The sequence below is a fragment of the Halalkalirubrum salinum genome (assembly GCF_005543295.1).
In the GTDB taxonomy this organism is placed as follows: Archaea; Halobacteriota; Halobacteria; order Halobacteriales; family Haloferacaceae; genus Halalkalirubrum; species Halalkalirubrum salinum.
In genome coordinates this window covers 1-26138 of record NZ_SRSG01000017.1, presented here as the reverse complement: position 1 = coordinate 26138, position 26138 = coordinate 1, and the positions used below count along the sequence as shown (strand labels likewise).

Genomic DNA, 26138 nt, shown 5'->3' with positions numbered 1-26138 from the left:
GAACGTATAAATCGGTCCCGTCCGTTCACTCCAGACATGACTCGAGAAGCTGCGACCACCGAAACCGGAGAGTCGGTATTCATCGATCGATCGGACGCCGAACGCGGTGCTGATGGACTATTTTACGCCGTGTATGTGTCTGAATCTGGTGACGATCCCTGGGGATACTTTTGTTCGAACTGTGAGAGCTTCGACAACGCGATGGACACGATGGGCCGCATCGAGTGTAACACCTGCGGGAATATCCGGAAACCCGAAGAGTGGGACGCTGCCCACGAGTGAGGCGGGTGCCTTCACACTCCCCAAAAGAACGCGATCCCGAGTGTCGTCACGACAGTCAACAACAGCTGTAGCGGCGCACCGAGACGAGCGTAGTCCGAGAAGGTGTAGCCGCCGGGTCCGTAGACCATCAGATTCGTCTGGTAGCCGATCGGCGTCAAAAACGGCGTCGACGCGGCGAACGTCACCGCCATCACGAACGCGAATGGGTTTGCGCTGAGCTGTAGCGCCGCTTCAACGGCCACCGGGATCATCACGACGACGCTCGCGTTGTTGCTCAACACGTTGGTCAAAAGCGCGGTCACGAGGTAAAACAGCCCCAAGACGACGATCGGCGCGAGCCCAGATGAGAGCGAGACAATCGCGGTTGCGAGCCACTCTGCGCCTCCACTCCGCTCGAGCGCAACCCCAAGAGGAATCAATCCTGCGAGCAAGAAAATCACACTCCAATCGACGGATTCGTACATCTCGTTGGTCTTGACACAGCCGGTCGCAACCATGGCGACGATTCCAGCCAGCGCGGAGACGACGATCGGTAGCACCTCCATTGCAGGCAATGCGACGACTAACGCGACAATCCCGAGTGCGATCGGGATGCGATCGTAGCGGTACTCCGGGGGTGTGAGATCCTGTGCGACGATGAAGCCCCGATCGGCCACAAAGCGCTTGACCGTCGACTCGGTCGCTTGCACTAACAGCGTGTCGCCCCCGCGAAGCACCCGTTCGTCCATTCGCGCGTGGATGATCGCGCCGCCGCGTCGGATCGCGAGCACGGTTGCGTCGTAGCGCTGCCGAAACCGGATTGATTCGAGTGTCGATCCGACGATCGTCGATTCGGGGGAGATCACGATCTCGACGAGCCGCTGGCTCGGTGTTTCGTCGATCCGTTCGTCTTCGACGGCCAGCTGTTTGTCGGTTACGTCCGCGTCAGGTGCGAGTTTGAGGCCCTCGGCTTCGATGAGCCGCATGAGGCTGTCGCGATCTGTCCGAAGGACGAGGATGTCCTCCGCGTGGATCTCCTTTGGGGCGAGGGGTTCACTGAACGCGCGTCTGTTTCGGACCAGTTGGACGATGTCTGCGTCCATATCCAGCGTCGAAAACGCCTGATCGATCGTCTGACCAACGAACGGCGACGCTTCGGTAACGACGACCTCAGTGAGGTACTCTGTCATCTCGAACTCGTCGGTGAGTGTTTCGTCGACCTTGATGCGCTCTGGAACGAGGTACGGCGAGGCGATAAGCAGGTAAACTACACCTGTCAGAAGCACAATAATTCCCAGTCCGGTAAACTCGAACATCGAAAATGCCGATAGGGACTCGATGCCGAGGTCCGCCCCGATGCGGGCGGTCAGATCCGACGCGAGGATATTCGTCGACGTACCAATGACAGTCAACATGCCGCCGAGCATCGCGGCGAAAGACGCCGGCATCAACAGTCGCGACGGGGAGACACCGGTCCGATCGGCCACCTCGATGATCATCGGAATCATCACCGCAACGACTGGCGTATTGTTGATGAATCCTGCGGTCCCGCCTGAAAGGCCCAGGACGGCCGCGAGCTGTCCAAACGGGCTGTCACCGAATGAGCGGACGATCCACTGTCCGAGGTAGTTTATCATTCCTGATTGTCTGATTCCTTCGCTCAAAATGAACATCGCAAGCACGGTGATCGTCGCAACACTCGAAAATCCTGAGAGCCCAGCAGCCGTATCGACGCCGGTAACCGGTTCGAGAAGCATCAATACGACGAGCAGCCCAATCGCAGTCACGTCGATCGGTAGCGGTTCGAGCACAAACAACACCAACGTGATCGCCGCGATCGCGAACACGATGGCGATCTCAGGCGTTATTGGCGACAGTCCTGTAGTCGATTGCACCAATACAGATCGGTACACGGCCACGGTGGTTGCAGTACCCGCCGATTAATATAATTATTCACACTAAAATTCGAGGCTGGAAAAAACGGGGTTTCAAAATCCCAGATTTGATAACGCGGCCGCGGTCTTTTTATTTCATGAATCGAAGTGTATTGACATATGGCACAGCTATCGATACGACGATTGTGTATTCGCTCACAGATATGACCCGACCGTCAGATCCGACGGTACTCGTCGTCGACGACGAGCCCGACTTAGCGAATCTCTATACCGCGTTCCTTTCGTCGTCGTACACTGTTCGAACCGCGACGAGCGCCTCTGAAGCCTTAGAACGCGTTGACGAAGACCTCGACGTTGCGCTGCTCGATCGGCGTATGCCGGGGATTTCGGGTGACGAACTGCTCGCGAAGATCCGCGAACGAGATTGCTCGATTAAAGTAGCGATGCTCACGGCTGTCGAACCCGATGTCGACATCATCGATATGCCGTTCGACGATTACAAAGTGAAACCGGTCGATCAACACGAGCTCACGGGCCTTGTCGAGGCGCTCTTAGAGCGAATTGCCTACGACAGCCGCGGCCAAACGTACTTTCGCCTCGCCTCAAAGAAAGCGGCCCTGGAGATGGCAGACAACGATCATGGCGAGGAGTATCAAACACTCCTCGATGATCTCAACGCTGTCAGAGCCGAAATGGACGAACAACTCGATAAAATCGGCGCTGAGGCAGCCTTCAAAGATCTGCCAAGCGTAAGCTGATTCTCGCTATTCCGCCGCGTTTCCCGTGCCCTCAAGATGCTCGACTGCCTATCGTTACGTATGGATGTCATCGTTTTAGGGGCGGGATATGCCGGCGTTACCCTGACCAGGCAGCTTGAGCGATCGCTGCCGGAGTCTGTCCAACTCACCGTCATCGATCAGTCACCGAATCATCTTGTTCAACACGAGGTCCACCGCGCGATCAGACGGCCATCGATCGCCGAGGCGATCCAGGTTCCACTCGAAGATCTCTTCGACCGTGCAGCGGTCAGACTCGGAACGGTGTCTGATGTCGACACCACGGACCGAGTCGTTTCGTTTGCCGACGGTTCAACGATAGAGTACGATTATGCGGCGATCTGTCTCGGCTCAGAAACCGCGTACTACGGCCTCGAAGGCGTCGAGGAGCACTCGATCGGCCTGAAGAGCCTCGAAGAGGCCGATCGAATCCGCGGCGAGGCGCTCGACCTCATTGAGCGCGGAACTGCGGGGACGATCGTCGTTGGCGGTGCCGGGCTTTCGGGAATCCAGGTTGCTGGCGAACTTGCCGCGCTGGTGGATGAGGAAGGTGCCAGCGATCGCATCAATATTGTCATGCTCGAAATGCAAGACTCGGTCGCACCGAGTTTCCCGGCGAACTTCCAGACGGCGGTTCACGACGAACTGATCGAGTGCGGAATCGATGTACGAACCGAGACCGCTGTCGAGCGGGCCGGCCCAAATGTTATCGAAACTGACGGCGGCGATCTTCCGTATGACCTGTTCGTTTGGACCGGCGGCATTGGCGGCCCAGACGCGCTGTCGGGCGAGCGCCCGATCGTCCGGAATGACCTCCGGCTCGATCGATCGACGTTTGTCCTCGGCGACGCAGCCAAGGCGGTCGACACAGACGGTGAACCGGTACCCGCAAGCGCTTCGGCGGCGATCCGTGAGGCCGGGACAGTCGCTGAAAACATTACCGCGCTCGTGGAGCACGATCTCGAGGGAGCGGGTGGCTTCGAACCTCGAATGGAGCCGTATCGCTTCTCGGTACCAGGATGGATCGTCTCAGTCGGGACCGGTGCCGTCGCGCAGGTCGGTCCGACGGTGCTCACCGGTGCGCCGGCCAAAGCGATGAAAGCGTCCGTCGGCGCGGGCTATCTCAGCTCTGTTCGGGCAATAAAGCAGGCTGCGGAACTGGTCGAAGAAGAGATCCGCGCCTGATCTGATCAACAGCGATCGACTCACCGTGGCTATTCACTATTCGATTTCGATCGCCGAATCGAACGCCTGGACCACCTCGTCGAACGCGTCCGCGGCGGTCTCGACGTTCTGGGCGAGGCTAAGAAAGCCGTGCACCATTGTTGGGTAGTCGAGGTAGGTAACCGGGACGGCTGCCGCATCGAGCCGATCGGCATACTGTTTCCCGTCGTCTCTGAGTGGATCGAAGCCAGCCGTGACGACAACTGCTGGCGGCAGCTTTGAGAGGTCCGATGCGTCCAGTGGTGAGACAAACGGGTTGTAGCTGTCGACCGGATCCCGGCAGTACTGTTCGAAGAACCACGTCATATCCGCGCGGGTCAACAGCGGGCCGTCAGCGTTTCGCTCGTAGGAGCGCGTCGAGCGAACCCTGCCGGTGATCGGATATAATAGCACTTGCGCGTCGATCGTGGGTCCATCGAATTCACGGGCGTGCAAACAGGTTGCTGCCGCGAGGTTTCCGCCGGCGCTCGTCCCTGCTACTGCAAGCCGATCGGGATCGCCGCCGACAGTGCTGGCGTGTCGATCGGCCCACTCGATCGCCGCGACCGCGTCGTTGAGCGGCGCCGGAAACGGATGTTCGGGTGCGAGCCGGTAGTCAACGGAGATGACGACGCTATCGGCGGCCGAAGCGAGTCGGCGACAGACGGTGTCGATCGAATCCAACGTGCCGAGCGTCCAGCCCCCGCCGTGAAAGTAGACGATGGTTGGGGCTGGATCCTCCCGCTCTGGTCGATAGATCCGGACAGGCACCTCGCCGTCGGGGCCCTCGAACGCCAGATCACGGACTGATCTGAGGTGCTCTGTCGGCTCCACCTCGGGTGCGAACACCCTCCCTTCGAGCCCTCGTGCCGCATCGACGCTCAGGGCATGCCACGGTGGAATCCCTGCCGCTTCAGTCGTCGAGATGATCTCTGCGAGTTCCGGATCGAGCGATCGCTCCATACCTCCGCGTCGATCCCGGAGCACATATATCCAGTGCGCCCGCACGCGTCGATGTGACCGCTACCATCCGGTTCGCCGACGGAGCCGTCGTTGTCGAGGCAGCCGACCCCGATCGGCTCCCGTCGCTACCCGGTGCGGAGCTCGACCCTCGGACGGAGACGCTGCGAGCACCGGCGTACCGCTATGCAGCGATCCGGACGATTCTCGGCGAACTCGACGTTGGAATCGACGATCGGGTCGCACCAGCGCGATCGCTCTCGTTGTCGACGACGTACGCGCTCCGGGAGTACCAGCGTGCGGCACTCGACGCGTGGGAGGCGCGATCGAACCGCGGCGTCCTCGAGTTGCCGACTGGCAGCGGCAAAACGGTGATCGCGATCGCAGCGATCGCGGCGCTCGGAACGCCCACGCTCGTGGTCGTACCAACGATCGCGCTCGTCGAACAGTGGGAACGCGAGTTGCAGTCTGAGTTCGGCGAGGTTGTGTCGATCGGGCGGCTGGGTGGGGGCGAACAACGGCTCGGCGACCTGACTGTTGCGACGTACGATAGCGTGTACCTCCGCGCAGACGAGATCGGTGGCGAGTTCGGACTACTCGTCTTTGATGAGGTCCACCATCTCGGCGCGGAGGGCTACCGAGACATCGCTCGTCTCGCCGCGGCGCCGAACCGCCTCGGTCTCACTGCAACGTTCGAACGGCCCGACGGTGCCCACGAGGTAATCCGCGAGCTGGTAGGTCCGAAAGTGTACGATGTGGACGTCGATTCGCTCGCTGGCGAGCATCTTGCTGCATACGATATCCGCCGGATTGAAGTCGAACTTAGCCCCGAGGAGCGCGCGGCGTACGAAGACGCCCAGGGAACGTTTGTTGAGTACGTCCGCCAGGCAAACATCCAGTTTACCAGCGGTAGCGACTACATGGAACTCGTCAAGCGATCGGGGAACGACCCTCGCGCTCGTGAGGCAATGCTCGCCAAACAACGAGCCCGCGAGATCATGATGAACGCCGAGGAGAAGGCCGTCCAGCTCGGGCGAATTCTCGATCGCCATCGAGACGATCGCATCATCGTCTTCACCGCGCATACTGACCTCGTCTACCGGCTCTCATCGCGATTCCTCCTGCCAGCGATCACCGCTGAGACGTCGGCCGCAGAGCGATCGGAAATCCTCTCGCGCTTCCGCGAGGGAACCTACAGCCGCGTAATTGCGGCGAACGTGCTCGATGAGGGTGTCGACGTCCCGGATGCGAATGTGGGCGTCATTCTCTCTGGTAGTGGCAGCGAACGGGAGTTCACCCAGCGGCTCGGACGGATCCTCCGGCCGAAATCCGACGGTGGACGGGCGATTCTGTACGAGGTGGTCAGCGCTGAGACCGCCGAAGAGCGGGTTGCTGGGCGACGACGCTGAGCGTACCATTCAGCTCGCAAATGGTGCAACTGCGCATCTCAACTCTTATTTTCCGTCCCTGTGTACCAGTTCGCGTGTTACCGAAGGCGCTGCTCAGGGTGTCTCGATCGGGCGGTGGGTACCGCCCAGAGTTTGTCAACGAGTCGAGACACCACCTCGCCGATCGGGTCCTCCAGACGTTCGACGAGCATGTTGGCTCGCCGCGATCAGCGCTTGATGAGGCGCTTTCCGCGCTTGAACAAGATGCAGACGACTTCAAACTCGTTCGCGGATTCGCGGCGCTTTGCGAGCGCGACGCGACGTTCGAAACTGCCGCGCCGATTCCGCCCGAGCGGGTCCGACGGACCACCTTCGAGACGGCCGAATCGATCGGCGGCGTCACGTCTGACGCGGAGCGAACACAGGCGATCGACGCCGCAGCCGATCGGCTCGCGGTTCCGCCCGAGACAGTTGAGGAGGCGCTGTACGCCGATCGGGATTGCAACCAGCTCCTGACAAACTTCGAGCCACGGTGGACGCCGAAGACACTGTGCTCCCAGTACAACCTCTCGCTCGCACAGACCGCGCTTTTTGACGCGACCGAGGTCCGCGTTCGGACGGACGACCCGAAGGCGCTGGTATCTGCGATGGGTCGCCTGCGGCTCATGTACGAGATCGAACGGACCGATTCGGGTCGTATCGTCGTCATCACCGGGCCAGACGCGATCTTCAGGCGCACACGGCGCTACGGCACCGCCTTTGCGCGGCTGCTCAGATCGATCGCCGGCTCTGCGGTCGAGTGGGAACTTGTCGCGACGATCGACGACCGCGGCCGCGAGCGAACGATGCGCCTGTCCGCGACAGACGTATCGGTGCCGGGAACCGAGCCGATCGCCAAGCCGACGTACGACAGCGGTGTGGAGGCTGATTTCGCAGCGCGATTTCAGGCTCTGGGTCTCGACTGGGAACTGCACAGAGAGCCCGAGCCACTCGAAACCGGGACGAGTGTGATGATCCCTGATTTTGCCTTCGAGTACATCCACACCGGCTTTCGTGTGTATTTCGAGGTCATGGGTTTTTGGACGCCGGAGTACGTCGAAAAAAAGCTCAACCAACTCGCAGACGTTGAGGATGTCGAACTGCTCGTCGCCGTGGACGAGAGCCTTGGCGTGAGCGAGGAGATCGAGGGACTCGATCACCGGGCAATTCCTTACAGCGGAACTGTTCGCGTCAAGGACGTCGTCGACGTGCTCTCGGCGTACGAGGACGAATTGCTCGACGCCACTGTCGATTCGCTTCCGGCCGAAATCACACCTGAGGTCGATGTGATTTCGCTCGAATCATTGGCTGCGGAGTACGGGGTCGCAACCGAGGCGATCGCGTCACGATCGTTCCCCGAGCACGAGCAGATTGGCCAGATGCTCATTCGGCCCAGTGCCCTCACGTCGATCGACGAGCGAATCGAGACAGGCATGGCGTACGAGGAGGTCGAATCAATTGTCGAAGCGACTGGGGCTACCGACGTGAGCGCGGTCCTCTCGCGGCTCGGCTACCGCGTGGCGTGGGATGGGTTGTCTGGCGGGACGATCGAGCGGCGATCGGAGTCCTAACCTCGCTCAGAGGTCGGCCAGGGACTCCTGTCTCCCCTTTGGCACCGTCGATCGGAGCTCGTCGTACAGGTAGAGGCCGACGCCGATCGGTTCGACGTCGCCGGCGAGTTCGTGGGCAACCACGAGGTATCCCCAGTCGCCGTCCCACGATTCGTACGGGATGTCTTCGCCGCGGGCGAACGCAGCGGCTTCTGCGCCTTCGAGAACGAGCACGTTCTTTTTCGCGTGGTGGCCGAACCGTTGAACCGCTGCCGTGGTCGGTTTCCAGTGGCGCTGGCGGGTCCGCATGAACGTCATTCCGAGGGCTTCGATTTCGATCGGACTCGGAAGCGCCTGAGAAGTCTCTTTTTCAGCGCAGATCCACACCTTCCCTGCGCCCTTTTCCCAGAACGAATACCCCTCGAAAATCGCCGGGTCGACGCCGTACTGCTCGACCCACCACTCGATCACCTCTTCGCGGGAGGCTCGCCCAGAGACAGTTCGGTCCGCAGGAGTTGCCGGCAGTCGATCGAACCGCTGGCCGACGTTGTCCGCGAGGCGATCGTCCTCGGGGACGCGACGCTCGTCGGTCATGTGGCTACCTCCTGATTCGATCGATCGGTTCTCATGCTGTCACCTCCAGTCTCGCACGATCGGTTCTCATGCGGTCACCTCCAGCTTTGCACAGTAGAAGCCGCCGGTATCGTTGAGGTGGGGGTAGATCCGGTGAGTCTCTGTCACGGCCGAATCGAACGTCGCTCCGTCCCACTCGGTCACACCGGGTACGGTGTCGATCGGCAGATCGAACGGTACGATCCGACAGTCCTCGGTCTGGAGGGCGTGATCGACCACGGCTTCGTTCTCCTCTGGGGCGAACGTACACGTCGAGTAGACCACTGTGCCGCCAGGCTTCGTCGCCTGAATCGCCCGCGAGAGAATCGACTTCTGGACGCCGGTGACCGATCGGACGTGGTCGATCGTCCACTCCTCCAGTGCAGTTGGGTTCTTTCGACAGGTCCCCTCACACGAACAGGGCACGTCGACGAGCGCGGCGTCGAACGCCTCGAAGTCGAACGGCTTCAGCGAGAAGTTTCGCGCGTCCTGATTTGTCACCGCGAGGTTGGTCACGCCCAGCCGCTCGGCGTTGTGTCGCAGCGCCGAGAGCCGACCGAGATTGCTGTCGTTCCCGACGACCAGTCCCTGGTCGCCCATCTGCGCCGACAGTTGCGTGGTCTTACTTCCCGGGGCCGCACACGCATCCCACACGCGGTCGCCCGGATCCGGATCGAGCACCACCGCTGGGAGCGCCGACACCTCCTCTTGGCCGTGGACCCAGCCGTGAAAGTACGGCCACGTCGTCCCCGGCCCGCGCTCGGCAAGCGCAAACAGCCCGTCGTGCCACTCGATCGGCTCGTACCCAACGCCCTCGGTATCAAAAGCCGCAGCCACCCGATCGGCCGTCGCCTTGATCGTGTTGACACGAACAACCGACGGCAGCGGCCGTTGACACGCTGCACGAAAGGCCTCGGGGTCGTCAACGAGCGGGGCGTACCGCTCTAACGGATTCATACGTGCCATTTTTGTCCCGATCGCTTGGCCGTTTCGGGTCGACTTCGTCTCCGGGGGACATCCACTCCTGTATGTGACTTTCTCACGCTCGAACCATTCGACACCTCGTTTTACCTTCGTGCCCTGCGAACCGTCCGGACATGGCAGAAATTGAGGTGGTTAATAATGATGTATCGCTCACTGAACCAACGCTCATCGAGGGCCTTCCTGGTGTTGGTCTCGTTGGGAAGATTACGGCCGATCACCTGATCTCGACCTTCGAGATGGACCATTACGCAAACGTCCACTGTGAGGGTATCCCGAAGGCAGTTACGTATCACGAGGACAACAATCGGCTTGTGACGCCGGTTAGACTGTACGTTGACTCCGAGCGCGATCTAGTCGCGCTACAAAGTGATATTCCAGTCTCTCCGCAGGCGGCGATCACGTTCGCAGACTGCGTTTCGGGATGGTTCGCTGAGGAATCTATCTTACCGGTGTACCTCTCCGGGATTCCACGTGAAAAGGGATCTGAACCCGCACGTGTCCACGGAGTTGGCGTTAACCGTGGTATCGATCGTCTGGAGTCGCTCGATATTCCCGCTCCGGGCGAGCGTGGACTGGTTTCGGGACCAACGGGTGCACTGTTGGCGCATGCGCTTGAACATGATCAGCCGGCGATCGGACTTGTCGTCGAATCGGATCCACGGTTCCCCGACCCGGAGGCCGCAAGCCGCCTACTCAAACAGGGCATCGAACCGCTCGCTGATATTTCCGTTCCGACCGACCATCTGGTCGATCGCGCCGAAGAAATTCGTGAGGCCCGCGAGCAACTCGCCCAGCAGATGCAACAAGCCGACGAAGAGAGTACCCGAGTGCAGCCGCTGCGGATGTACCAGTGATCTGGTCGGTCGATGCCGATCCAACTTGTACTGATAGGGATTATCATAGAAAGTCATAATTTTCTGCTGAGAGATCGAGACACGGGGTCAAAAGAGGGGGATCGAAGTCTCCGGATGGCTACGATAATCCCTATGACAAACAGCCGAGACCGAACTCGATGTGAGGATTTTTCCGCGGTGACGAACCGAGTACCAACAAGAACGAAATGGGGACACCAGTGCGGACGAACAACAGATCCAAACGGACCATGCCAAGCCACAGGAAGGGACAGCGCCGATGGTAACGCAGTGGCAAGAGCTATTCGGCCATCCAGAGCCGTATAGAGAGCAGGCTGATGGGATCGTGACCGCGATCGAAACAGCCGAATCGGGTGGATACACTGTCATCGAGGGCGCGTGTGGAACCGGCAAAACGATGTTGGCGCTGACTGCCGGGATCGATCGGGTTCGCGATCCAGACTCGCCCTACGAGCGGGTTGTCGTCGCCACGAGCGTCAAACAACAGCTCCGGCAGTTCGAGACAGACCTCCGTCAGATCAACGAGACGCTCCCCGATCCGCACAGCCTGATATCGGGACTGACACTCGTCGGAAAGGCCGACGTCTGTCCGTACAGCCGCGAGAGCGCAGGTGGAATCGACAGATCGAACGTGTACGATCGCTGTGAGGGACTCCGCGAGCGAACGCGAAATCTAACCGGTGAAGACGGGCCCACCACAACAGGCGCGCTGGCGGAGACTGCCCGCCGTGCACAAACTGGACTGGCCGATACTGGCACTGCGGGTCCTGCCGTCCTCGAAACCGCGGGCGAAAAGACACCGTTTCTGCCGTCGACTCCAGCGCACGGTGACGAGACGGGTGCAACAGAGTACTGTCCGTTCTACGCGACGTATCTGGACGAACTGCCTGAGGATGGCGAGCCGATTCAGGCTGTCCCGTTTGATCTCACTGATCGCGGACACATCGGCACCGAGGAACTCGTCGGACTGGCCGCCAGCTACGGCATGTGTCCACACTCGATCATGGGTGCAATCTTGCCGCACGTCGAGGTAGTAATCGGAAATTACTATCACATCTTTGATCCACTGACAGCGTCGTCGTTCACTGGCTCGCTCATCGACGAAGAGACATTCCTCATCTGCGACGAAGCACACATGCTCGAACCGCGGGTGAGAGACCTCGTGAGCGACGCAATTGCCGATCGCAGCCTCCGGACCGCCGAGAACGAACTGACTCGCGTGATCCAGCCGCTGTCGTTCGAGGGCAATCAGCTCGACGGAACAGATGTCGAGTTAATCCGGAGCGAACTGGCCGAAAGCGACGTCTCGATCGACGAACTCAAGCGATATCGATCCTTCGTCCGTGACCTCCGATCAGAGTTCGATCGGCGGGTAAACGCCTATCTGGATGCAGAACACCGCGGCTGGAAAGCCGATCTCGAAGCCCTCCCAGACACAGAAATTCCCCTTCGCGATCCAACGGTCCCAGAGCCAGACGAAATAACCGAATGGGCTAACGCACAGGGCTATACTGATGCGGTGTGGTCGCGCGCAGAGATCGTTGGAACGGTCGTTGGACGGATCCTCGACGAACTGGAAGATGACGATGTCGATCGATCCGCTCCGAGCGTCGGACGGACCCTCGGCGCGTGGTACCGTGCAGATCACGAGTCGTACTTTCGGGAGATCCAACTCGAACGGACCTGGGATCGGAGTGAGCCGCCCGAATCCTGGCAGCGGGCGTACAACGCCCGGTTGGTGTTGTACAACTGTGTCCCGGGCGATGCGATCGGCGAGCGGCTGTCAGCGTTCGGCGGCGGCATCCTCATGAGCGCAACGCTCGCGCCGCTTGACGTGTTCGAACAGGTCTCGGGGCTTGAACACCTCAGAGAGGCCGATCGACCGATCGAACGACGGACGTACGGCCTTGGCTTCCCCGAATCGAACCGCGAGAGCTTCGCCGTCGACGCCCCGAAGTACACGTACGCAAACCGCGGCGATCCTGGGGAAGACACGCCAACACGACAGGCACACGCCGACGCGGCCGTGGCTGTCGCGCAATCGCCCGGGAATGTGCTCGTGGGGATGCCGAGCTATCGAGAAGCCAAATGGATGGCAGACGTCCTCGAAGCGCGTGTTGACAAGCCCGTGCTTCTGGACGAATCGAGCGACGACGCTGAGACCGATCGGTTAAAACGATCGTTTTTTGCCGGGGATGGGAAGGTCCTCGTCACGAGTCTTCGAGGGACGCTGACAGAAGGCGTCGACTACAGTGGCGATCGGCTGGCCGCGGCCGTTGTCTGTGGCGTCCCGATTGTCAACACCGCGAGCCCCCGGACCAAGGCGGTCCAGACCGCCTACGATCGGCGATTCGGCAACGGCTTTGAGACCTCCCTCGTCGTTCCAGCGGTCCGCAAGGCGAGACAGGCGATCGGTCGGGTGATTCGAGGACGTGACGATCGCGGCGTTCGGGTATTGGTTGACGCGCGGTACGCCCGCCAGTCGTGGAACAGTGTCCGATCGTACCTACCAGCGCACGAACAAGATGCCTTCCAACCTGTGAGCGCCGATATGCTCTCTCTCGGGCTCGATCGGTTTTGGGATCAACAACCTGCGGAAGACTCTGATAGACACTGAGACGTTCAGATCACGCCAGTAGCGATCCAGTTCTGCCGAAGTATACTGTGAGTACCGTCCGATATGCGGATCATAACTATACAAATAACTGTTAAATGCCGAGACAATGACGCCCACCGAATATCACGTCGTCTGTCGACAATGCACGTTTGAATCCCTAGAGCGAAGCGAAGACAGTGCAACTACCGCTGCCGATAGGCACCGGAACGAGACCGGACACAAAGTCGTCTTTGCACGGCTCGTGTGAATCGCTCTCTCACCGATCGTCTGTAACAGCGTCCGCATCCGAACAGCGCCAGTGTTCGATTACAGTGAGTCGATCGCCGACAGCAAGTCGTCTTTATCCTGGACACCGACAACGCTGTCTTTCAGTTCGCCATTTGCGTAGAATTCGAGCGTCGGCACACTCCGGATACCCTGTGTTTCTGCAAGCCCACGGAGTTCGTCGATATCGACCTTGAGGACGGTTGCATCTGAGTCGGCGGCAATCTCCTCGATCGTCGGCTCGAGCATCTTACACGGGCCACACCACTCCGCATGGTAATCGACGAGGACGATCTCGTGCTCGTTGATCAACTCTTCAAACTGGGCTTCATCTTCGACGTGGATCGGCTCCGAGACAGTTGCTGTGCTCATACACCCACTTACACACACGAGTATATAATCCTTTGACGGCTGTGTCCACCTTATGCACAGCGCGTTACCAGAATCCTGACCGTCACAACATCTCAAGTAAAGCAAGTCATACTACCGGGAACAGTCACGAATATGGACAGACCGATCAATGTGCCGGGGTTTATATCTGTGAATAGCGACTGGTCGGAGTATGAGCGACTCCGAGGCCTTCACCTACAACGGCGGCAAGGTCTCTCCGGGCGAAACCCAGAACATCCGCTATGGGATCAGCGAGACGTATCTCGGCGATCCCGTCCGAATTCCGGTCACAATCATCAACGGCGAGAAGCCGGGGCCGACGGCATTTCTCACGGCGGCTACCCACGGCGACGAACTCAACGGTATCGAGGTAGTCCGCGAGATCGCCCACGAGTGGGATCTCTCGGGGCTTGCCGGCACGCTCGTCTGTCTGCCCGTGTTGAATGTGCCCGGATTTTTGGCCCAACAGCGATACCTGCCGATTTACGATCGCGACCTGAATAGATCGTTTCCCGGTCGCGAGGGATCGACAAGCGCAAAACGAATGGCGCATCGGATCTTTTCCAACTTCATCGAGCCCTGTGACTTCGGGCTCGACTTTCACACCTCCACGCGAGGACGGACGAATATGCTTCACGTCCGTGGCAATATGGCTAATAAGTCGGTTCATCGGCTCGCGCTTGCGTACGGCTCGAACGTCGTGCTAGACGGGGAGGGTCCGGACGGAACGCTCCGCGGTGAGGCAACACGTGCGGGAATCCCGACGATTACGATCGAAATGGGTGAAGCCCACCGCTTCCAGCGCGGCCTTATCGACGACGCACTCGCTGGCGCCGAAAGTGTCTTCGCGGAGTACAACATGATCGAACAATCGACTGTTCGATGGCCCGGTTGGCGGACGATCATTACGGACGATCGCGAAAAGACGTGGATTCGGGCAGACGTTGGCGGAATCGTTGATATGCACTACGGTCGGGGCTCGCTGGTCCACGATGGCGATCGGATATGCACTATCACAAATCCGTTCAAAGACGACAACGTGACCGTCGAGGCCCCATTTACCGGGCTGTTGGTTGGGTTGTTGGAAAATCCGGTGGTCTACCCGGGAAACCCGCTGTGTCATCTCGTCGAACTCAGCGAAAAAACCCGGCGCGTCGTCGAGAGCCGCCAAACTCCGCCAAACGGCAACGAGACGTGAGGATCGATCGCTTCAGCTGACCGGCTGGGTGCTGACGCGTGGACGGCCGACTACGTAACTTCTATACCACCCCGGTACCGAACCACATACGATATGAGTCAGTCGTACAATCGAGGCCTCATTGAGGACTTCGGCCGCTGGCGGGAGTTCTCCGCAGGAATGTGGGCCTGGGTGTTCCACAAGTTCACCGGCTGGGTGCTTGTCGGCTACCTATTCACCCACATTGCCGTGCTGTCAACGGCGCTATCGGGCGCAGCAGCGTATACGGGGACGATCCAGACGCTCGAAGGGCTGCTCGTAGTCCGAATCCTTGAGGTCGGATTGCTCGCTGTTGCGGTGTTTCACATTCTCAACGGGCTCCGACTGCTAATGATCGATCTCGGTATCGGGCTGGAATCACAGGACAAAAGCTTCTACGCGTCGCTAATCTTGACCGGAGCGATCACGGTCGCATCGGTTCCAACGTTTATCGCGGGGGCGTTCTGACTATGGCTGAGCGCTACTCTTCGTTCAGACCTGGCGGTCGTCGGTGGCTCTGGCAGCGAATTACGGCGGCATTTCTTGCGGTCGTGTTGTCGTTTCACTTCTTCTTGCTGCATTTCGTCTACCACGCTGACGAGGTGACGTTCGCGCTGTCGAGCGCCCGCATGGAGTCGTGGACATACTACTCGCTCATGATCCTGTTTTTGATCACAGCGACGTTCCACGGCGTCAACGGCGTTTACAACGCGTTGATTAATCAAGGATTGACCGGTACCAAACAGACCATCGTTAAGTGGACGCTTGTGGTCGCCAGCGCGATCTTGATCGTCCAGGGCGTTCGAACCGCGAACGCGTGGGCCGGCATCTCGATTCTGTAATCATGAGCACGCAAGTTCCAAAAAGAGAAGAGGTTGAATCGACGACCGACGAGGCAGCGTCCTCGCCGGGGAAACAGCGCCGCGACACCGCAAAAGCCGATCGCGCCGGGCAACAGGAGAAACAGCGCGAGGCCGAAGAGCGCGCGAAGGCAAACGAGGACACCGTTCGGATCAAAGTCTTCCGGTACGATCCGGAGGTCGAAGCAAAACAGGAGCCGCGGTTCGACGAGTTCCACGTTCCATTTGAAAAAGGGATGACGGTATTGGATTCGTTGATGTACGCGCGGGATCACTACGATCCATCGCTCACCTTCCGACACTCTTGTCGACAGGCGATCTGTGGCTCGGACGCCTTCTTTATCAACGGATCCCAGCGGCTCGGTTGTAAGACACAGCTTTCAGAGCTCGATGAACCAGTCCGAATCGAACCGCTTCCGCATCAGGATGTGGTCAAAGACCTCGTGGTCGACATGGATCACTTCTACGAGCAGATGCACGCTGTTGAGCCATATTTCGACCCCGATGAGCTTCCAGACGGTGAACTTGAAGAACAGCGCCAGAGTCGGGCGAACCGCGAGAAAATCAAGATGTCAACACGCTGTATCTGGTGTGGCGCCTGTATGTCATCGTGTAATATCGCGGCGGGCGATAACCAGTATCTCGGCCCGGCGGCGATCAACAAAGCGTACCGCTTTGCGATGGACGAGCGCGAAGGCGAGGCCAGAAAACAAGAACGACTCAAGATCATCGAACAGGAACACGGTGTCTGGCGCTGTCAGACGCAGTTCTCCTGTACGGAGGTGTGTCCGAAGGACATTCCACTGACCGAACACATTCAGGAACTCAAACGCGAAGCGGTCAAAAGCAACCTGAAGTTCTGGTGAGGATCAAGGCTCAAGAGCATACAACACTAAGGGAACATATACCACAATTATGTACGAACACGACGTGATCGTGGTCGGCGCCGGCGGCGCGGGTCTCCGGGCGGCGATCGCGGCAAAGAACGAGGGCGCAGACGTGGCGATCGTCTCGAAAGTCCACCCGGTTCGAAGCCACACCGGTGCGGCAGAAGGTGGCATCAACGCCGCCCTTCGAGAGGGCGACTCATGGGAGGACCACGCCTACGACACAATGAAGGGCTCAGATTATCTCGGCGACGCGCCGGCGATCGAGACCCTCTGTAAGAACAGCCCAAACGAGGTTATCCAGCTCGAACACTGGGGGATGGCGTTCTCCCGCGAGGAGGACGGCCGGGTTTCCCAGCGACCGTTCGGCGGGCTCTCGTTCCCCCGAACGACCTACGCTGGCGCTGAAACTGGCCACCAACTGTTGCACACGATGTATGAACAGTTGGTCAAAAGCGGTGTGCAGGTGTACGACGAGTGGCACGTGCTGAACCTCGCGGTGACCGACGAGGAGCGCCCCGAGGATCGGACCTGTCACGGCGTCGTCGCCTACGATGTCCAGACAGGCGAAATTTCTGGATTCCGCGCTCGAAATGGCGTTATCCTCGCGACTGGGGGTCCAGGACAGGCCTTTGATCACACGACAAATGCGGTGTCGTGCACCGGCGATGGCCAGGCGATGGCCTACCGCGCGGGCGTCCCACTAGAGGACATGGAGTTCATTCAGTTCCACCCAACTTCACTGCCGTCGACTGGCGTGTTGATCTCCGAAGGTGTCCGTGGAGAGGGTGGTATCCTGTACAACGCCGAGGGCGAGCGCTTCATGTTCGAACACGGCTACGCGAACAACGACGGCGAACTCGCGTCTCGAGACGTCGTCTCTCGCGCCGAGTTGACAGAAGTCAACGAAGGAAGAGGTATCGACGACGAATACGTCCACCTCGACATGCGTCACCTCGGCGAAGAACGGATCCTCGATCGCCTCGAAAACATTCTTCATCTCGCAGAGGATTTCGAGGGCGTCGATGGTCTCAAAGAACCGATGCCCGTCAAGCCCGGCCAGCACTACGCGATGGGTGGGATCGAGACCAACGAGAATGGCGAGACGTGTGTCAACGGCCTGTACGCGGCTGGTGAGTGTGCGTGTGCATCTGTCCACGGCGCAAACCGTCTCGGCGGGAACGCGCTGCCAGAACTCATTGTCTTCGGCAAGCGCGCAGGGAAACACGCAGCGGGCGCGGAGATGGAGCCGGCGAAGATCGAAACCGGCCAGCGCGGTGAGTACGAAACAGCCGAAATCGATAGCCCGGTGGCTCTTGGTGAGCCCGGCTCGTTCGGTGATGCCGATGCTGTCGCTGACGGTGGGACCGTCGCTGAGGGCGGCAGCGTCGATGAGACGTCGATCGTCGAACGCGCCGTTGAAGCCGAGCGCAGGAACATTGACGAGCTACTGAGCAGCGAGGGGATTCACCACTCAGAGGTTCGCTCGGACCTCCAACAGTCAATGACCCGCTACGTCAACGTCTTCCGGGAGGAAGAAGGCCTCAAGCAAGCGCTTCGCGACATCCGCGAGGCGCGCGATCGCTACAAGGACGTCGCAGTTTCGGACCCCTCACGCACGTTCAACACCGACCTTTTGCAGACGATCGAAACGCGGAACCTGCTGGATCTCGCAGAGGCGATCACGATCGGTGCGCTCGCGCGCGAGGAATTCCGTGGCGCGCACTGGCGCGCAGAGGCGCCGGAGCGAAAAGACGACGAGTGGCTCAAACACACGATGCTCTCGTGGAACGACGGCACTCCGGAACTTTGGTACCGTCCGGTGATGCTTGAGGGCGAGGACAAAACCTACGAACCGAAGACCCGAAGCTACTGAGCCAAAGACACGTTTTTGTTTCTGTGCGACTGGATTAATGGCCTGTCATCGCCTAGCGAAAACGCGGTTGTACGCGCTGGGGCTGATGGCCCGTCCCGATCAGTTGCTATTGATGATCGCAGTGTACGCAATGGGAGTCTTCACGGCGGTTGCTCACGGCGGTGCTGTTTCGATCAAACGACTTGCGATCGGGTTCGTGATCTTTGCACCGGTCGCCTTGGGCGTCCACTACGCGAACGAGTACGCTGATGCCAGAACCGATCGGCTGACTCAGCGGACTCCGTTTTCTGGTGGCAGTGGTGCGATCCCCGAACTCGGTGTGTCCCCGCAGACAGCTCGAGGGGCTGCCGTCGCTACTGGCCTGACAGGAGTGTTGGTGGCTTCGATCGCCGTTTTGACAGGGGTGCTCGCGCTTGCAAGCGGCGGACTACTTGTCGCAATGGGTGTACTTGGGTGGGCGTATTCAGTCGGGCCATACCCGCTCGCGTGGCACGGGTTTGGTGAGTTAGACAACGCGCTTCTTGGTGGAATCATGTTGCCGGTGTACGGCGCTGCCGTCGCAACTGAGGGACAGGTCACGCTGGCGATTGTTGCAACGTTTCTCCCGTTTGGATTTGCTGTCTTCTGTAATCTCCTAGCAACGACGTGGCCGGACCGCAAAGCAGACGCAGTTGTCGGCAAACGAACGCTGGCGACGCGATGGTCAAAGTCGTGGCTCCGGTCCGCGTACGCCATTGGGCTGATCGGCATCCTTGGTTCGACCGCGCTGGGATGGCTGTCTGGAGCGATTGAGGCGGCTGTAACCATTGGCATACTTTTGTCGCTGCCGGTATTTTTCTGGGGATACACGAGCTATACTCGCCAGCGATCGCCCGTACCGACGGTTGCGGCAATGCTCGTATTTGTCACGACGTTCCTGTTGTCGTCTAGCGTCGTACTGTTTGGTTGACTGCGACGCCGTTGGCCGCACACTCAACCGCGATGGTAGTTCTTATATTCTTAGAATCAATTTTTTTGTGACTATCACGGAATATCAGTATATTCGTCAGCGGTCGAAATATGATGTCAAAACAGCGCCGATCGCCCGGCTCAGGTCTGTACATAAACGACCAAGTTAGCCGAAACTACTCGCCTGAGCGGTTGGGGCAACCGAACAGAATTTCGTCGATCGTCGTAGAGCAGTTTTATTATCGTCGAAGTATTGCAATGTACTAAGAAGATGATTCCGGAAGTCAAATCGAAGCCCACAATGCCTACTGGCCTGCAGTCACCTCGGGCAAAGCTCGTCTGTCTGTATTTGTCGACGACTGAAAAGGCGACGATCACAGAGCTTCACGAACAGCTCGATATGAAAAAGATCTCTCTGTACAGCATTCTGAAGACCCTGCAAAAGCGGGGTGTCGTTTCGAAGGACGCAGATTCCTACGTCCTCTCGAATGATGCGAGCTAGTTATTACGCGTCGATCGCGCTTTTCTGACCCCCGCGCCGTCACGAACGAGATCCTCGCAGTGAGGGCAGACCCGGGGGCGGTCCATGCCATCAGGTGTGAACACGCGGGCGTATGCCTGGGTGACGAATGCGCCGCAGTTCTGACATTCCGGCATAGTTGAGTCAATCATAAACGATTGTATAAGTTTTGTGGCCAGCTACCGATCCAGACACGCTGATTGGTATCAATCATCATGAGACAGGCTTCGCCTCCGCATAATACACCGAGTCAATCGAACAGAAAGCCGACGACGTTTTGACGCTTCCCCCAGTAGCGATCGTGTGGACGCAAATCAGCGGACGTTCTCGAACCCCTTCAGCATGGACGAGAACTGCACGAACTGTTCGAAGCTGTGTGCGGCCCGCGAGCGGATCGTCCACGGCTACGGTGACGTGGGCGCGGAGTTTCTCTTTGTGGGTGTGAGCCCCTCCGAAGGTGCCGAGCAGACGGGCGTACCGTTCACTGGTGACCAGGCAGGGCGGCGGCTCCAAGAGATTCTCAGGGACCTGGGCTTCGTCAGATCAGAGCCCGATGCCGCAGAGCCAGACATCCAAAACGCCTTTTTGACGTATCTCACGCGGTGTCGCCACCCTGATCGCGAACCAACTGACACGGAGATCGACACCTGTGAGCCGTTTTTGAACAGCGAGATTCGGATGATTAACCCCCAGCTCATCGTTCCGATCGGTCAGCGCGCGCTTGATGCGCTTGCGATCGACTACACGACCTATCGGCCGGGCTCGCTGTCGATCGAGGAGCTGCATGCGACGACCCTCCGTGGCCGTGGATTCGAGCTACTGCCGATGATCAACCTGACAGCGCAAACCGACGAAGAGACTAACGCGTTCGTCACACACGTTCTCGAAAACGTGTTTAGCCGTGACTACCGCCAAACGAAGGGTAGACAGAGCCGATAGCCGAGACAGCGGTCCACTGGCAACGCTCTGTTGCTGCCGTGGGCGGACTCACCAGTATGGCGTCGACCGCACGCCGCGAGCCTTCCTCAGGACCCCAAGTGTAAACACGAGCACGATCGCGGCGACAGCGATCGCTTCGGCGCTACCAACGAGTTCAGTCGCTCCGCCGACTGCGGCGACGACGAACAGCGCGGCAGTGAGGACGGCGACCCACGCGATTGCGAGTGTCGATCGATCGGTCATACATTGAGATTCAACGGCAACTGGCTAAAACACTGGGTTCAAATGGATCCCAGTCGGACTGTTGGTATGACCGTTGTCGCAGTCCTTGCGGAGCCGCCGCGCGAGGGACTCGTCTTGTCGGAGCTTGCCGAGACCACCCCACTCACAGAGGCCGAGACAGCCGAACTGTACGAGGCAATGTTTCGAGATACGATCTCGGCGATCCACCGATCGGGTGGGGAACTGCTGGTCAACTATCGGCCTGAGGAGTCAATTCCAGCGGCGCACCAGCAGGATATTGCACCCGAAGCCGAACTGCGTGCGATCGTCGCGGACACGATCGACGACGTTGGCTCGGTTCGGTTCGAGCCACAGGTGGGTTCGACGTACGCCGCACGCGTTGGGAACACCGTCACCCATCTGCTTCGCGAGGAAGGTGCACAATCAGTCGCAGCGGTTCCAGGGACCGCGCCGCTCATGGTTCGATCGGTTATCGACACCGCGGCGATGCGCCTGCGGACGAACGAGGTCGTCCTCGGCCCGTCGCTTGACGGTCGGGTATACTACGCGGGATTCACCGAGCCGATCGACTTCACCGACGGCTACGACGCGCCCGCGCTCGAAACGCTCTCCCAGCGAGCATCGGACGCGGAACTTGACACCGACTTTCTCGCGATGCAGCCGGTTGTCGAGCGGGGCGCAGATCTCGAGACGCTCATTCCACAGCTTCGAGCGCGATTTACGGCCGAACGGATCGTTCCCACCTACACCGCGTCGTTCGTATATGACTACGGCCTGGTTGTCGCCGAGACCGACGGGGAGCGATCGATTGTCATCGATCGATCGTCGGTGGATGAGAGTTCTTCCTGAGTGATTTCCGTCGCTGTCGATCGATACGCATTAACCTCGCGATTGAGTATGTGTTCTTGCGCGGTGGGATGGCAGAGTGGACTATTGCGCCTGCCTTGAAAGCAGGTGGCCTTCGGCCTCCTGGGTTCGAATCCCAGTCCCACCGTAAAGCGCGGCGCACTGACGCGCCGCGCGGTTTCACGGATGGATTCGAAGCCTACGAGTCGCAGCATCCGAGCGACTGCGAGGATGATCGTCTCGGATCGGTTCGAATCCCAGTCCCACCGATTGTGAGGCGAACATAACGGCGAGCACTGTTTGTGCTTGCCAGTTCGTGAGCCGGTAAATTGTGGCGAGATTCGAAGCCTACGAGTCGCAGCATCCGAGCGAATGTGAGGATGATCGTCTCGGATCGGTTCGAATCCCAATCCCACCGCGGGCGGCCGCAGATGCGTAACCAAGAATTCGCCCGCCGTCGGGCGATCGACAATCCGACCGCTTAACAAGGGTTTTTGAATGAGCGAATCATATCCAGAATCGATGAACCAGTACGCAGTCGGTCTCGCGTGTGGAGGTGCCCAATGAGGGGCAACGACCAGCAGGCGTACGATCGCGGCACGTCGCTGTTTTCTCCTGACGGCCGGATCTACCAGGTCGAATACGCCCGCGAGGCGGTCTCTCGCGGCGCACCGTCGGTTGGCATCCGTGCCGCAGACGGCGTCGTGCTCGCCGCACAGAGCCGGGCCGCCTCGTCGCTCATGGTCTCCGAAAGCATCGAGAAGCTCCACAAACTCGACGATCATATTGGCACCGCAAGCGCCGGGCATGTCGCCGATGCCCGCCAGTTGATCGACTTCGCCCGTCGGATGTCGCAGATGAACCGGCTCCGCTACGGCGAGCCGGTCGGGGTCGAAACGCTGACCAAATACGTCACCGATCACATCCAGGAGAACACCCAGCGCGGCGGAACCAGACCGTACGGTGCTGCGCTGCTCGTCGCCGGTATTGACAACGGCACCCCGCGGCTCTTCGGTGCGGATCCATCCGGAACCCCGAACGAGTGGAAAGCGACTGTCATCGGCGGTAGTAGTTCGGAAGTCCAGTCGTTCCTCGAAGAGGAGTGGACCGAAGACACGACCGTTGATGACGGCGTCGAACTGGCGATCCGATCGCTCAGAGTCGCCAACGACGAGCTCCAACCTGAAGAGATCAGTGTCGCGACGATTACAGATGATGACGGCTACCACGTCTTAACCGTCGATGAAATCGAGGCGGCGTTTGAGTCGATCGGGATCAGCGATGAAGACGAAGACGAAGACGAAGCTGACGCAGACGACGAAACCAATGGCGACGAGTCGGACGAAGAGTAATCGGCTACCAGCCGCTGAATTTATCTCGCCGGTATAGATCGAGTTCGTTGACTGTTGAGTTGTCCTGAGCGGCTGCAAAGGCGATCGCCTCGGCGACCTCCTCGGGCTCGGTCACTTCACCGGGCTCGAATCGATCCTCAAAGGCAGTCCCATCTTTGGAGCCAAACTCCGTACGAACCTCTGTGGGATTGATAACCGACACCCCAATCCCGTCCTCGCCGACCTGGCCGGCGACACTCATCGCGAAGCCGCGAACCCACCATTTTGAGGCCGCGTAGACGGGATTGAACGGCCGAGGATACTTGCCGGCGAAGCTGCCGACGAAGATGAGATTGCCCTCGCTGCGTCTGAGATGTTCGATCACCGCACGCGTCAAAAAGAAGCTCCCGTCGACGTTCGTGTCCATCATCGCCTGGTACTCTTCCGTCGACAGATCTTCGACCGACGAGCCGCGGCCGAGTCCGGCGTTCGAGATGACGACGTCGATTCCACCAAAGGTCTCGGCGGTTCGATCGACTGCCTCCGCGACGGCTGCCTCCTCACGCATATCTGTCGGCACGACAAGCGTCTCGATATCGTGTGATGCTTCGAGTTCGTCTGCCAGCGTCGTGAGCCGCTCTTTGCGGCGTGCAAGCAGCGAGAGATCTGCGCCGTCGGCTGCTAGTGCGTGTGCAGTCGCCTCTCCGATGCCCGAGCTTGCGCCCGTGAGCAACACCGACTGGTCTGCTAGTGCTGTCATACTGCGTTGCTCGATCGCCAGCCACCTCAGCGTTACTCCTTTTGATTGTTGCGGACGCGATCGGTTCGCGCAAATCATGACGAACCGCCGGCATCCGCAGCTATTTGCTGATCGCCCCGTATCGAGTAGGCATGCACGTACTACGTGGCGGACACATCGCGGACGTAGATGGGACCAGACGCGCTGATGTCGCCATTGAGGGTGACCAGATCGTTGAGGTAGGACTGGATCTCGACGGCGACACTGAGACGGATGTCTCTGGCTCGGTCGTCGCCCCCGGATTGATCGATGCGCACGTTCACCTGATGATGGACGGTCGGCCCAATGTCGCGACGGTTCGAGATGATAGTGCCGCCGAAGCGAGCTACCGAGCGGCAGCGAATCTCGGTGCCGCGATCGAAGCCGGCGTGACGACAGTCCGAGATCTCGGAGCGCCCGACGATGTCGCACTCGCCGCACGGGAGGCTGTTGCTTCGGGAATTCTGCCTGGTCCACGAGTCCATGCCTGCGGACGGAATATTGTGATGACTGGGGGACACGGCCACTGGTTTGGTCGGGAGGCGGACGGACCGACAGCTGTCCGGACTGCCGCCCGCGAACAGCTCAAAGCTGGTGCAGACGTACTCAAGTGCATGGCCACCGGTGGGGTCCTGACCGAGGGCGCGGTTACGGGCGCACCCGAACTCACTCGCGAAGAGATCGAGGCGCTGACCGCTGCAGCCGAGCCGATTGGTGTCCCGACCGCAGCGCACGCCCACGGCGCTGAAGGGATCAAAAACGCCGTCAAGGCGGGGATCTCGAGCGTTGAGCACGGCACGTTCATGGATCGCGAAGCGGCCGAATTGATGTCCGATCGCGGGACGTTTTGGGTGCCGACGGTGAGCGCGCTTCATGGCATCGTCGACAACGGGGTTGAGGCCGGAATTCCAGTGTCAGCGGTCGAAAAGGCCGAGGATGCTGGTGAGCGGATGGAATCAGCGTTCGAGCACGCGATCGACGCCGGGGTCACAATCGCAATGGGAACCGACGCCGGCACACCGTTCAATTTCTTCGCCGACATTCCAACTGAGATGGCGTCCATGGTTGAACAGGGGCTGTCTCCAAGCGATGCACTCGAAGCCGCAACGGTCAACGGGGCAACGTTGCTCGGAGAAGACAGCCTCGGAAAGGTCCAGGAGGGCTACGCTGCGGATCTGGTTGTGCTCTCTGCGGACCCGCACGAAGACGTGACTGCGTGGCAAGAGCCAACGCATGTGTACAAAGCCGGCGATCGAGTCGTGTAACGTCTGAGCTACCCAGTAGCTTGCGGCTGCCACACCGCCACGAGGCGGAACGCGTTGGGTCTGGCAGTCACGCACAACACCGAGAGAGTGGGCAGCGTTGATGACGACGCTATAGTAACGTTTGCAACTCTTTGCAAGAGCCACCTCGAAATACAGTCTGAGAGAACGTGAACCGGTAGTTCCTGAATCGAAGTGGGAAAATAATTGCAAACGCTACTATAGTTAGTTTTGCAAAAGGTACCGATCGACGTACCAAGTGGTTTCGTCGACAGCTGACCACGGCCGGAGGTCTTCTTCGAAGACATCGACTACTGCACCGGTGTCAAGCATTACCCGGTGGAGACTGTCGTCGATTTCCGTGTCGGAGGTATCGGAAATATGATAAAGCGTTCCCGAAGCACCGTGGAGCCTGGTGAAATCGGGATCGCTCGGATCGGGGATCTCGATTCTCACCCGATCCCCAGCGGTATACAGGGACATGGAGGGTCAGATACGTATAAGAGATATAATTCTTGTGGTGGGGGCGTACTTCCAAGCGAAGTGTGAATCTGGAGACCCTATTTGTGAAATTTTACTGAGGGGTACTGGCTGTAGAAGAACTTGACCGAACTATAGCGA

At 59.5% G+C, this 26138-nt stretch carries 27 protein-coding genes and 1 tRNA gene; 19 read left to right on the top strand and 9 right to left on the bottom strand.

Translation table 11 applies throughout. The features are described 5' to 3' along the window. Positions 1 to 36: 36 nt before the first annotated feature. Entirely contained in the window at positions 37 to 282 is a 246-nt protein-coding gene (locus E5K03_RS07010; RefSeq protein WP_138005788.1) for a DUF5816 domain-containing protein, read from the top strand. Positions 283 to 293: 11 nt separating this feature from the next. Here E5K03_RS07010 and E5K03_RS07005 read toward each other — a convergent pair whose 3' ends face one another. After that, complete coding sequence (locus E5K03_RS07005) at positions 294 to 2138, bottom strand: SLC13 family permease (RefSeq protein WP_138005948.1); 1845 nt, start codon at positions 2136 to 2138, stop codon at positions 294 to 296. Positions 2139 to 2359: 221 nt separating this feature from the next. Here E5K03_RS07005 and E5K03_RS07000 point away from each other — a divergent pair, with 221 nt between their 5' ends. Next, positions 2360 to 2914, top strand: a complete 555-nt coding sequence (locus tag E5K03_RS07000; protein WP_138005785.1) for a response regulator — start codon at positions 2360 to 2362, stop codon at positions 2912 to 2914. A gap of 60 nt (positions 2915 to 2974) precedes the next feature. Next, positions 2975 to 4117: an NAD(P)/FAD-dependent oxidoreductase gene (locus E5K03_RS06995; RefSeq protein WP_138005783.1), complete on the top strand. Its 1143-nt coding sequence runs from the start codon at positions 2975 to 2977 to the stop codon at positions 4115 to 4117. A 36-nt stretch (positions 4118 to 4153) separates the two neighbouring features. Here the strand turns inward: E5K03_RS06995 and E5K03_RS06990 are convergent, their stop codons facing one another. Then, positions 4154 to 5098 carry an alpha/beta hydrolase gene (locus tag E5K03_RS06990; protein ID WP_138005780.1) on the bottom strand — a complete coding sequence of 315 codons (945 nt, stop codon included), beginning with the start codon at positions 5096 to 5098 and terminating at the stop codon, positions 4154 to 4156. Positions 5099 to 5163: 65 nt separating this feature from the next. On the opposite strand from E5K03_RS06990, the gene E5K03_RS06985 reads away from it, so the two are divergent. Then, on the top strand, positions 5164 to 6504 hold the full coding sequence (locus tag E5K03_RS06985) for a DEAD/DEAH box helicase family protein (protein WP_394343969.1): 1341 nt from the start codon (positions 5164 to 5166) through the stop codon (positions 6502 to 6504). A 74-nt stretch (positions 6505 to 6578) separates the two neighbouring features. Continuing rightward, positions 6579 to 8093 carry a DUF790 family protein gene (locus E5K03_RS06980; RefSeq protein WP_138005776.1) on the top strand — a complete coding sequence of 505 codons (1515 nt, stop codon included), beginning with the start codon at positions 6579 to 6581 and terminating at the stop codon, positions 8091 to 8093. A gap of 6 nt (positions 8094 to 8099) precedes the next feature. Here E5K03_RS06980 and E5K03_RS06975 read toward each other — a convergent pair whose 3' ends face one another. Beyond that, on the bottom strand, positions 8100 to 8666 hold the full coding sequence (locus E5K03_RS06975; protein ID WP_138005774.1) for a DUF7122 family protein: 567 nt from the start codon (positions 8664 to 8666) through the stop codon (positions 8100 to 8102). 66 nt (positions 8667 to 8732) lie between these two features. Further along, the gene (locus tag E5K03_RS06970) at positions 8733 to 9641 is read right to left on the bottom strand and encodes an RsmB/NOP family class I SAM-dependent RNA methyltransferase (RefSeq protein ID WP_138005772.1); all 909 of its coding nucleotides are present in this window, start codon (positions 9639 to 9641) and stop codon (positions 8733 to 8735) included. A 140-nt stretch (positions 9642 to 9781) separates the two neighbouring features. On the opposite strand from E5K03_RS06970, the gene E5K03_RS06965 reads away from it, so the two are divergent. After that, complete coding sequence (locus tag E5K03_RS06965; RefSeq protein ID WP_138005771.1) at positions 9782 to 10522, top strand: proteasome assembly chaperone family protein; 741 nt, start codon at positions 9782 to 9784, stop codon at positions 10520 to 10522. Between the two features lie 277 nt (positions 10523 to 10799). Further along, positions 10800 to 13157 (top strand): ATP-dependent DNA helicase, encoded by a 2358-nt coding sequence (locus E5K03_RS06960; RefSeq protein WP_138005769.1) that lies wholly within the window; start codon positions 10800 to 10802, stop codon positions 13155 to 13157. Between the two features lie 306 nt (positions 13158 to 13463). Here the strand turns inward: E5K03_RS06960 and trxA are convergent, their stop codons facing one another. After that, positions 13464 to 13793: a thioredoxin gene (gene trxA / locus E5K03_RS06955; protein WP_138005766.1), complete on the bottom strand. Its 330-nt coding sequence runs from the start codon at positions 13791 to 13793 to the stop codon at positions 13464 to 13466. A gap of 190 nt (positions 13794 to 13983) precedes the next feature. On the opposite strand from trxA, the gene E5K03_RS06950 reads away from it, so the two are divergent. From E5K03_RS06950 to E5K03_RS06920, 7 genes are all read left to right on the top strand, one after another. Further along, positions 13984 to 15009, top strand: a complete 1026-nt coding sequence (locus E5K03_RS06950; RefSeq protein ID WP_138005764.1) for a succinylglutamate desuccinylase/aspartoacylase family protein — start codon at positions 13984 to 13986, stop codon at positions 15007 to 15009. 93 nt (positions 15010 to 15102) lie between these two features. After that, a complete protein-coding gene (gene sdhC, locus E5K03_RS06945; RefSeq protein WP_138005763.1) occupies positions 15103 to 15495 on the top strand; it encodes a succinate dehydrogenase, cytochrome b556 subunit in 393 nt (130 codons plus the stop codon). Between the two features lie 2 nt (positions 15496 to 15497). Then, a complete protein-coding gene (locus E5K03_RS06940; protein ID WP_138005761.1) occupies positions 15498 to 15869 on the top strand; it encodes a succinate dehydrogenase in 372 nt (123 codons plus the stop codon). Positions 15870 to 15871: 2 nt separating this feature from the next. Then, entirely contained in the window at positions 15872 to 16753 is an 882-nt protein-coding gene (locus tag E5K03_RS06935) for a succinate dehydrogenase/fumarate reductase iron-sulfur subunit (protein WP_138005758.1), read from the top strand. A 49-nt stretch (positions 16754 to 16802) separates the two neighbouring features. Further along, entirely contained in the window at positions 16803 to 18650 is a 1848-nt protein-coding gene (locus E5K03_RS06930) for an FAD-binding protein (protein WP_138005755.1), read from the top strand. Positions 18651 to 18687: 37 nt separating this feature from the next. Then, the gene (locus E5K03_RS06925; RefSeq protein WP_205742971.1) at positions 18688 to 19599 is read left to right on the top strand and encodes a prenyltransferase; all 912 of its coding nucleotides are present in this window, start codon (positions 18688 to 18690) and stop codon (positions 19597 to 19599) included. 300 nt (positions 19600 to 19899) lie between these two features. Then, positions 19900 to 20100, top strand: a complete 201-nt coding sequence (locus E5K03_RS06920; RefSeq protein WP_240729969.1) for a helix-turn-helix domain-containing protein — start codon at positions 19900 to 19902, stop codon at positions 20098 to 20100. Here the strand turns inward: E5K03_RS06920 and E5K03_RS17145 are convergent. Continuing rightward, positions 20097 to 20255, bottom strand: a complete 159-nt coding sequence (locus E5K03_RS17145; protein WP_171006625.1) for a DUF7563 family protein — start codon at positions 20253 to 20255, stop codon at positions 20097 to 20099. The genes E5K03_RS06920 and E5K03_RS17145 overlap by 4 nt on opposite strands. Positions 20256 to 20421: 166 nt before the next feature. Between E5K03_RS17145 and E5K03_RS06915 the strand changes: the two genes are divergently transcribed. Next, a complete protein-coding gene (locus E5K03_RS06915; protein ID WP_138005749.1) occupies positions 20422 to 21057 on the top strand; it encodes a uracil-DNA glycosylase in 636 nt (211 codons plus the stop codon). Between the two features lie 48 nt (positions 21058 to 21105). Here the strand turns inward: E5K03_RS06915 and E5K03_RS06910 are convergent, their stop codons facing one another. After that, positions 21106 to 21300, bottom strand: coding sequence for a hypothetical protein (locus tag E5K03_RS06910; protein WP_138005746.1), 195 nt, complete (start codon positions 21298 to 21300; stop codon positions 21106 to 21108). Between the two features lie 66 nt (positions 21301 to 21366). On the opposite strand from E5K03_RS06910, the gene E5K03_RS06905 reads away from it, so the two are divergent. From E5K03_RS06905 to psmA, 3 genes are all read left to right on the top strand, one after another. Beyond that, positions 21367 to 22149, top strand: a complete 783-nt coding sequence (locus tag E5K03_RS06905; RefSeq protein WP_138005745.1) for a hypothetical protein — start codon at positions 21367 to 21369, stop codon at positions 22147 to 22149. A gap of 62 nt (positions 22150 to 22211) precedes the next feature. Then, a tRNA-Ser gene (locus tag E5K03_RS06900) sits at positions 22212 to 22294 on the top strand. Between the two features lie 415 nt (positions 22295 to 22709). Next, on the top strand, positions 22710 to 23498 hold the full coding sequence (gene psmA / locus E5K03_RS06895) for an archaeal proteasome endopeptidase complex subunit alpha (RefSeq protein WP_138005742.1): 789 nt from the start codon (positions 22710 to 22712) through the stop codon (positions 23496 to 23498). Between the two features lie 4 nt (positions 23499 to 23502). Here the strand turns inward: psmA and E5K03_RS06890 are convergent, their stop codons facing one another. Then, positions 23503 to 24237: an SDR family oxidoreductase gene (locus E5K03_RS06890; RefSeq protein WP_138005739.1), complete on the bottom strand. Its 735-nt coding sequence runs from the start codon at positions 24235 to 24237 to the stop codon at positions 23503 to 23505. Between the two features lie 131 nt (positions 24238 to 24368). Here E5K03_RS06890 and E5K03_RS06885 point away from each other — a divergent pair, with 131 nt between their 5' ends. After that, the gene (locus E5K03_RS06885) at positions 24369 to 25520 is read left to right on the top strand and encodes a metal-dependent hydrolase family protein (protein WP_138005736.1); all 1152 of its coding nucleotides are present in this window, start codon (positions 24369 to 24371) and stop codon (positions 25518 to 25520) included. A gap of 222 nt (positions 25521 to 25742) precedes the next feature. On the opposite strand, the gene E5K03_RS06880 is transcribed toward E5K03_RS06885, so the two are convergent. Continuing rightward, positions 25743 to 26000 carry a hypothetical protein gene (locus tag E5K03_RS06880; protein ID WP_138005733.1) on the bottom strand — a complete coding sequence of 86 codons (258 nt, stop codon included), beginning with the start codon at positions 25998 to 26000 and terminating at the stop codon, positions 25743 to 25745. Between the last annotated feature and the right edge of the window lie 138 nt (positions 26001 to 26138).

Coding starts and splice junctions, on each gene's coding strand:
- E5K03_RS06965 (WP_138005771.1), top strand. CDS start 9,782: ATGGCAGAAATTGAGGTGGTTAATAATGATGTATCGCTCACTGAACCA.
- E5K03_RS06905 (WP_138005745.1), top strand. CDS start 21,367: ATGACCGTTGTCGCAGTCCTTGCGGAGCCGCCGCGCGAGGGACTCGTC.
- E5K03_RS06930 (WP_138005755.1), top strand. CDS start 16,803: ATGTACGAACACGACGTGATCGTGGTCGGCGCCGGCGGCGCGGGTCTC.
- E5K03_RS06910 (WP_138005746.1), bottom strand. CDS start 21,300: ATGACCGATCGATCGACACTCGCAATCGCGTGGGTCGCCGTCCTCACT.
- E5K03_RS06920 (WP_240729969.1), top strand. CDS start 19,900: ATGCCTACTGGCCTGCAGTCACCTCGGGCAAAGCTCGTCTGTCTGTAT.
- E5K03_RS17145 (WP_171006625.1), bottom strand. CDS start 20,255: ATGCCGGAATGTCAGAACTGCGGCGCATTCGTCACCCAGGCATACGCC.
- E5K03_RS06880 (WP_138005733.1), bottom strand. CDS start 26,000: ATGTCCCTGTATACCGCTGGGGATCGGGTGAGAATCGAGATCCCCGAT.
- E5K03_RS06995 (WP_138005783.1), top strand. CDS start 2,975: ATGGATGTCATCGTTTTAGGGGCGGGATATGCCGGCGTTACCCTGACC.
- E5K03_RS06970 (WP_138005772.1), bottom strand. CDS start 9,641: ATGAATCCGTTAGAGCGGTACGCCCCGCTCGTTGACGACCCCGAGGCC.
- E5K03_RS06940 (WP_138005761.1), top strand. CDS start 15,498: ATGGCTGAGCGCTACTCTTCGTTCAGACCTGGCGGTCGTCGGTGGCTC.
- E5K03_RS06935 (WP_138005758.1), top strand. CDS start 15,872: ATGAGCACGCAAGTTCCAAAAAGAGAAGAGGTTGAATCGACGACCGAC.
- E5K03_RS06975 (WP_138005774.1), bottom strand. CDS start 8,666: ATGACCGACGAGCGTCGCGTCCCCGAGGACGATCGCCTCGCGGACAAC.
- E5K03_RS07010 (WP_138005788.1), top strand. CDS start 37: ATGACTCGAGAAGCTGCGACCACCGAAACCGGAGAGTCGGTATTCATC.
- E5K03_RS06990 (WP_138005780.1), bottom strand. CDS start 5,098: ATGGAGCGATCGCTCGATCCGGAACTCGCAGAGATCATCTCGACGACT.
- sdhC (WP_138005763.1), top strand. CDS start 15,103: ATGAGTCAGTCGTACAATCGAGGCCTCATTGAGGACTTCGGCCGCTGG.
- trxA (WP_138005766.1), bottom strand. CDS start 13,793: ATGAGCACAGCAACTGTCTCGGAGCCGATCCACGTCGAAGATGAAGCC.
- E5K03_RS07000 (WP_138005785.1), top strand. CDS start 2,360: ATGACCCGACCGTCAGATCCGACGGTACTCGTCGTCGACGACGAGCCC.
- E5K03_RS06890 (WP_138005739.1), bottom strand. CDS start 24,237: ATGACAGCACTAGCAGACCAGTCGGTGTTGCTCACGGGCGCAAGCTCG.
- psmA (WP_138005742.1), top strand. CDS start 22,710: ATGAGGGGCAACGACCAGCAGGCGTACGATCGCGGCACGTCGCTGTTT.
- E5K03_RS06960 (WP_138005769.1), top strand. CDS start 10,800: ATGGTAACGCAGTGGCAAGAGCTATTCGGCCATCCAGAGCCGTATAGA.
- E5K03_RS06950 (WP_138005764.1), top strand. CDS start 13,984: ATGAGCGACTCCGAGGCCTTCACCTACAACGGCGGCAAGGTCTCTCCG.
- E5K03_RS06925 (WP_205742971.1), top strand. CDS start 18,688: ATGGCCTGTCATCGCCTAGCGAAAACGCGGTTGTACGCGCTGGGGCTG.
- E5K03_RS06885 (WP_138005736.1), top strand. CDS start 24,369: ATGCACGTACTACGTGGCGGACACATCGCGGACGTAGATGGGACCAGA.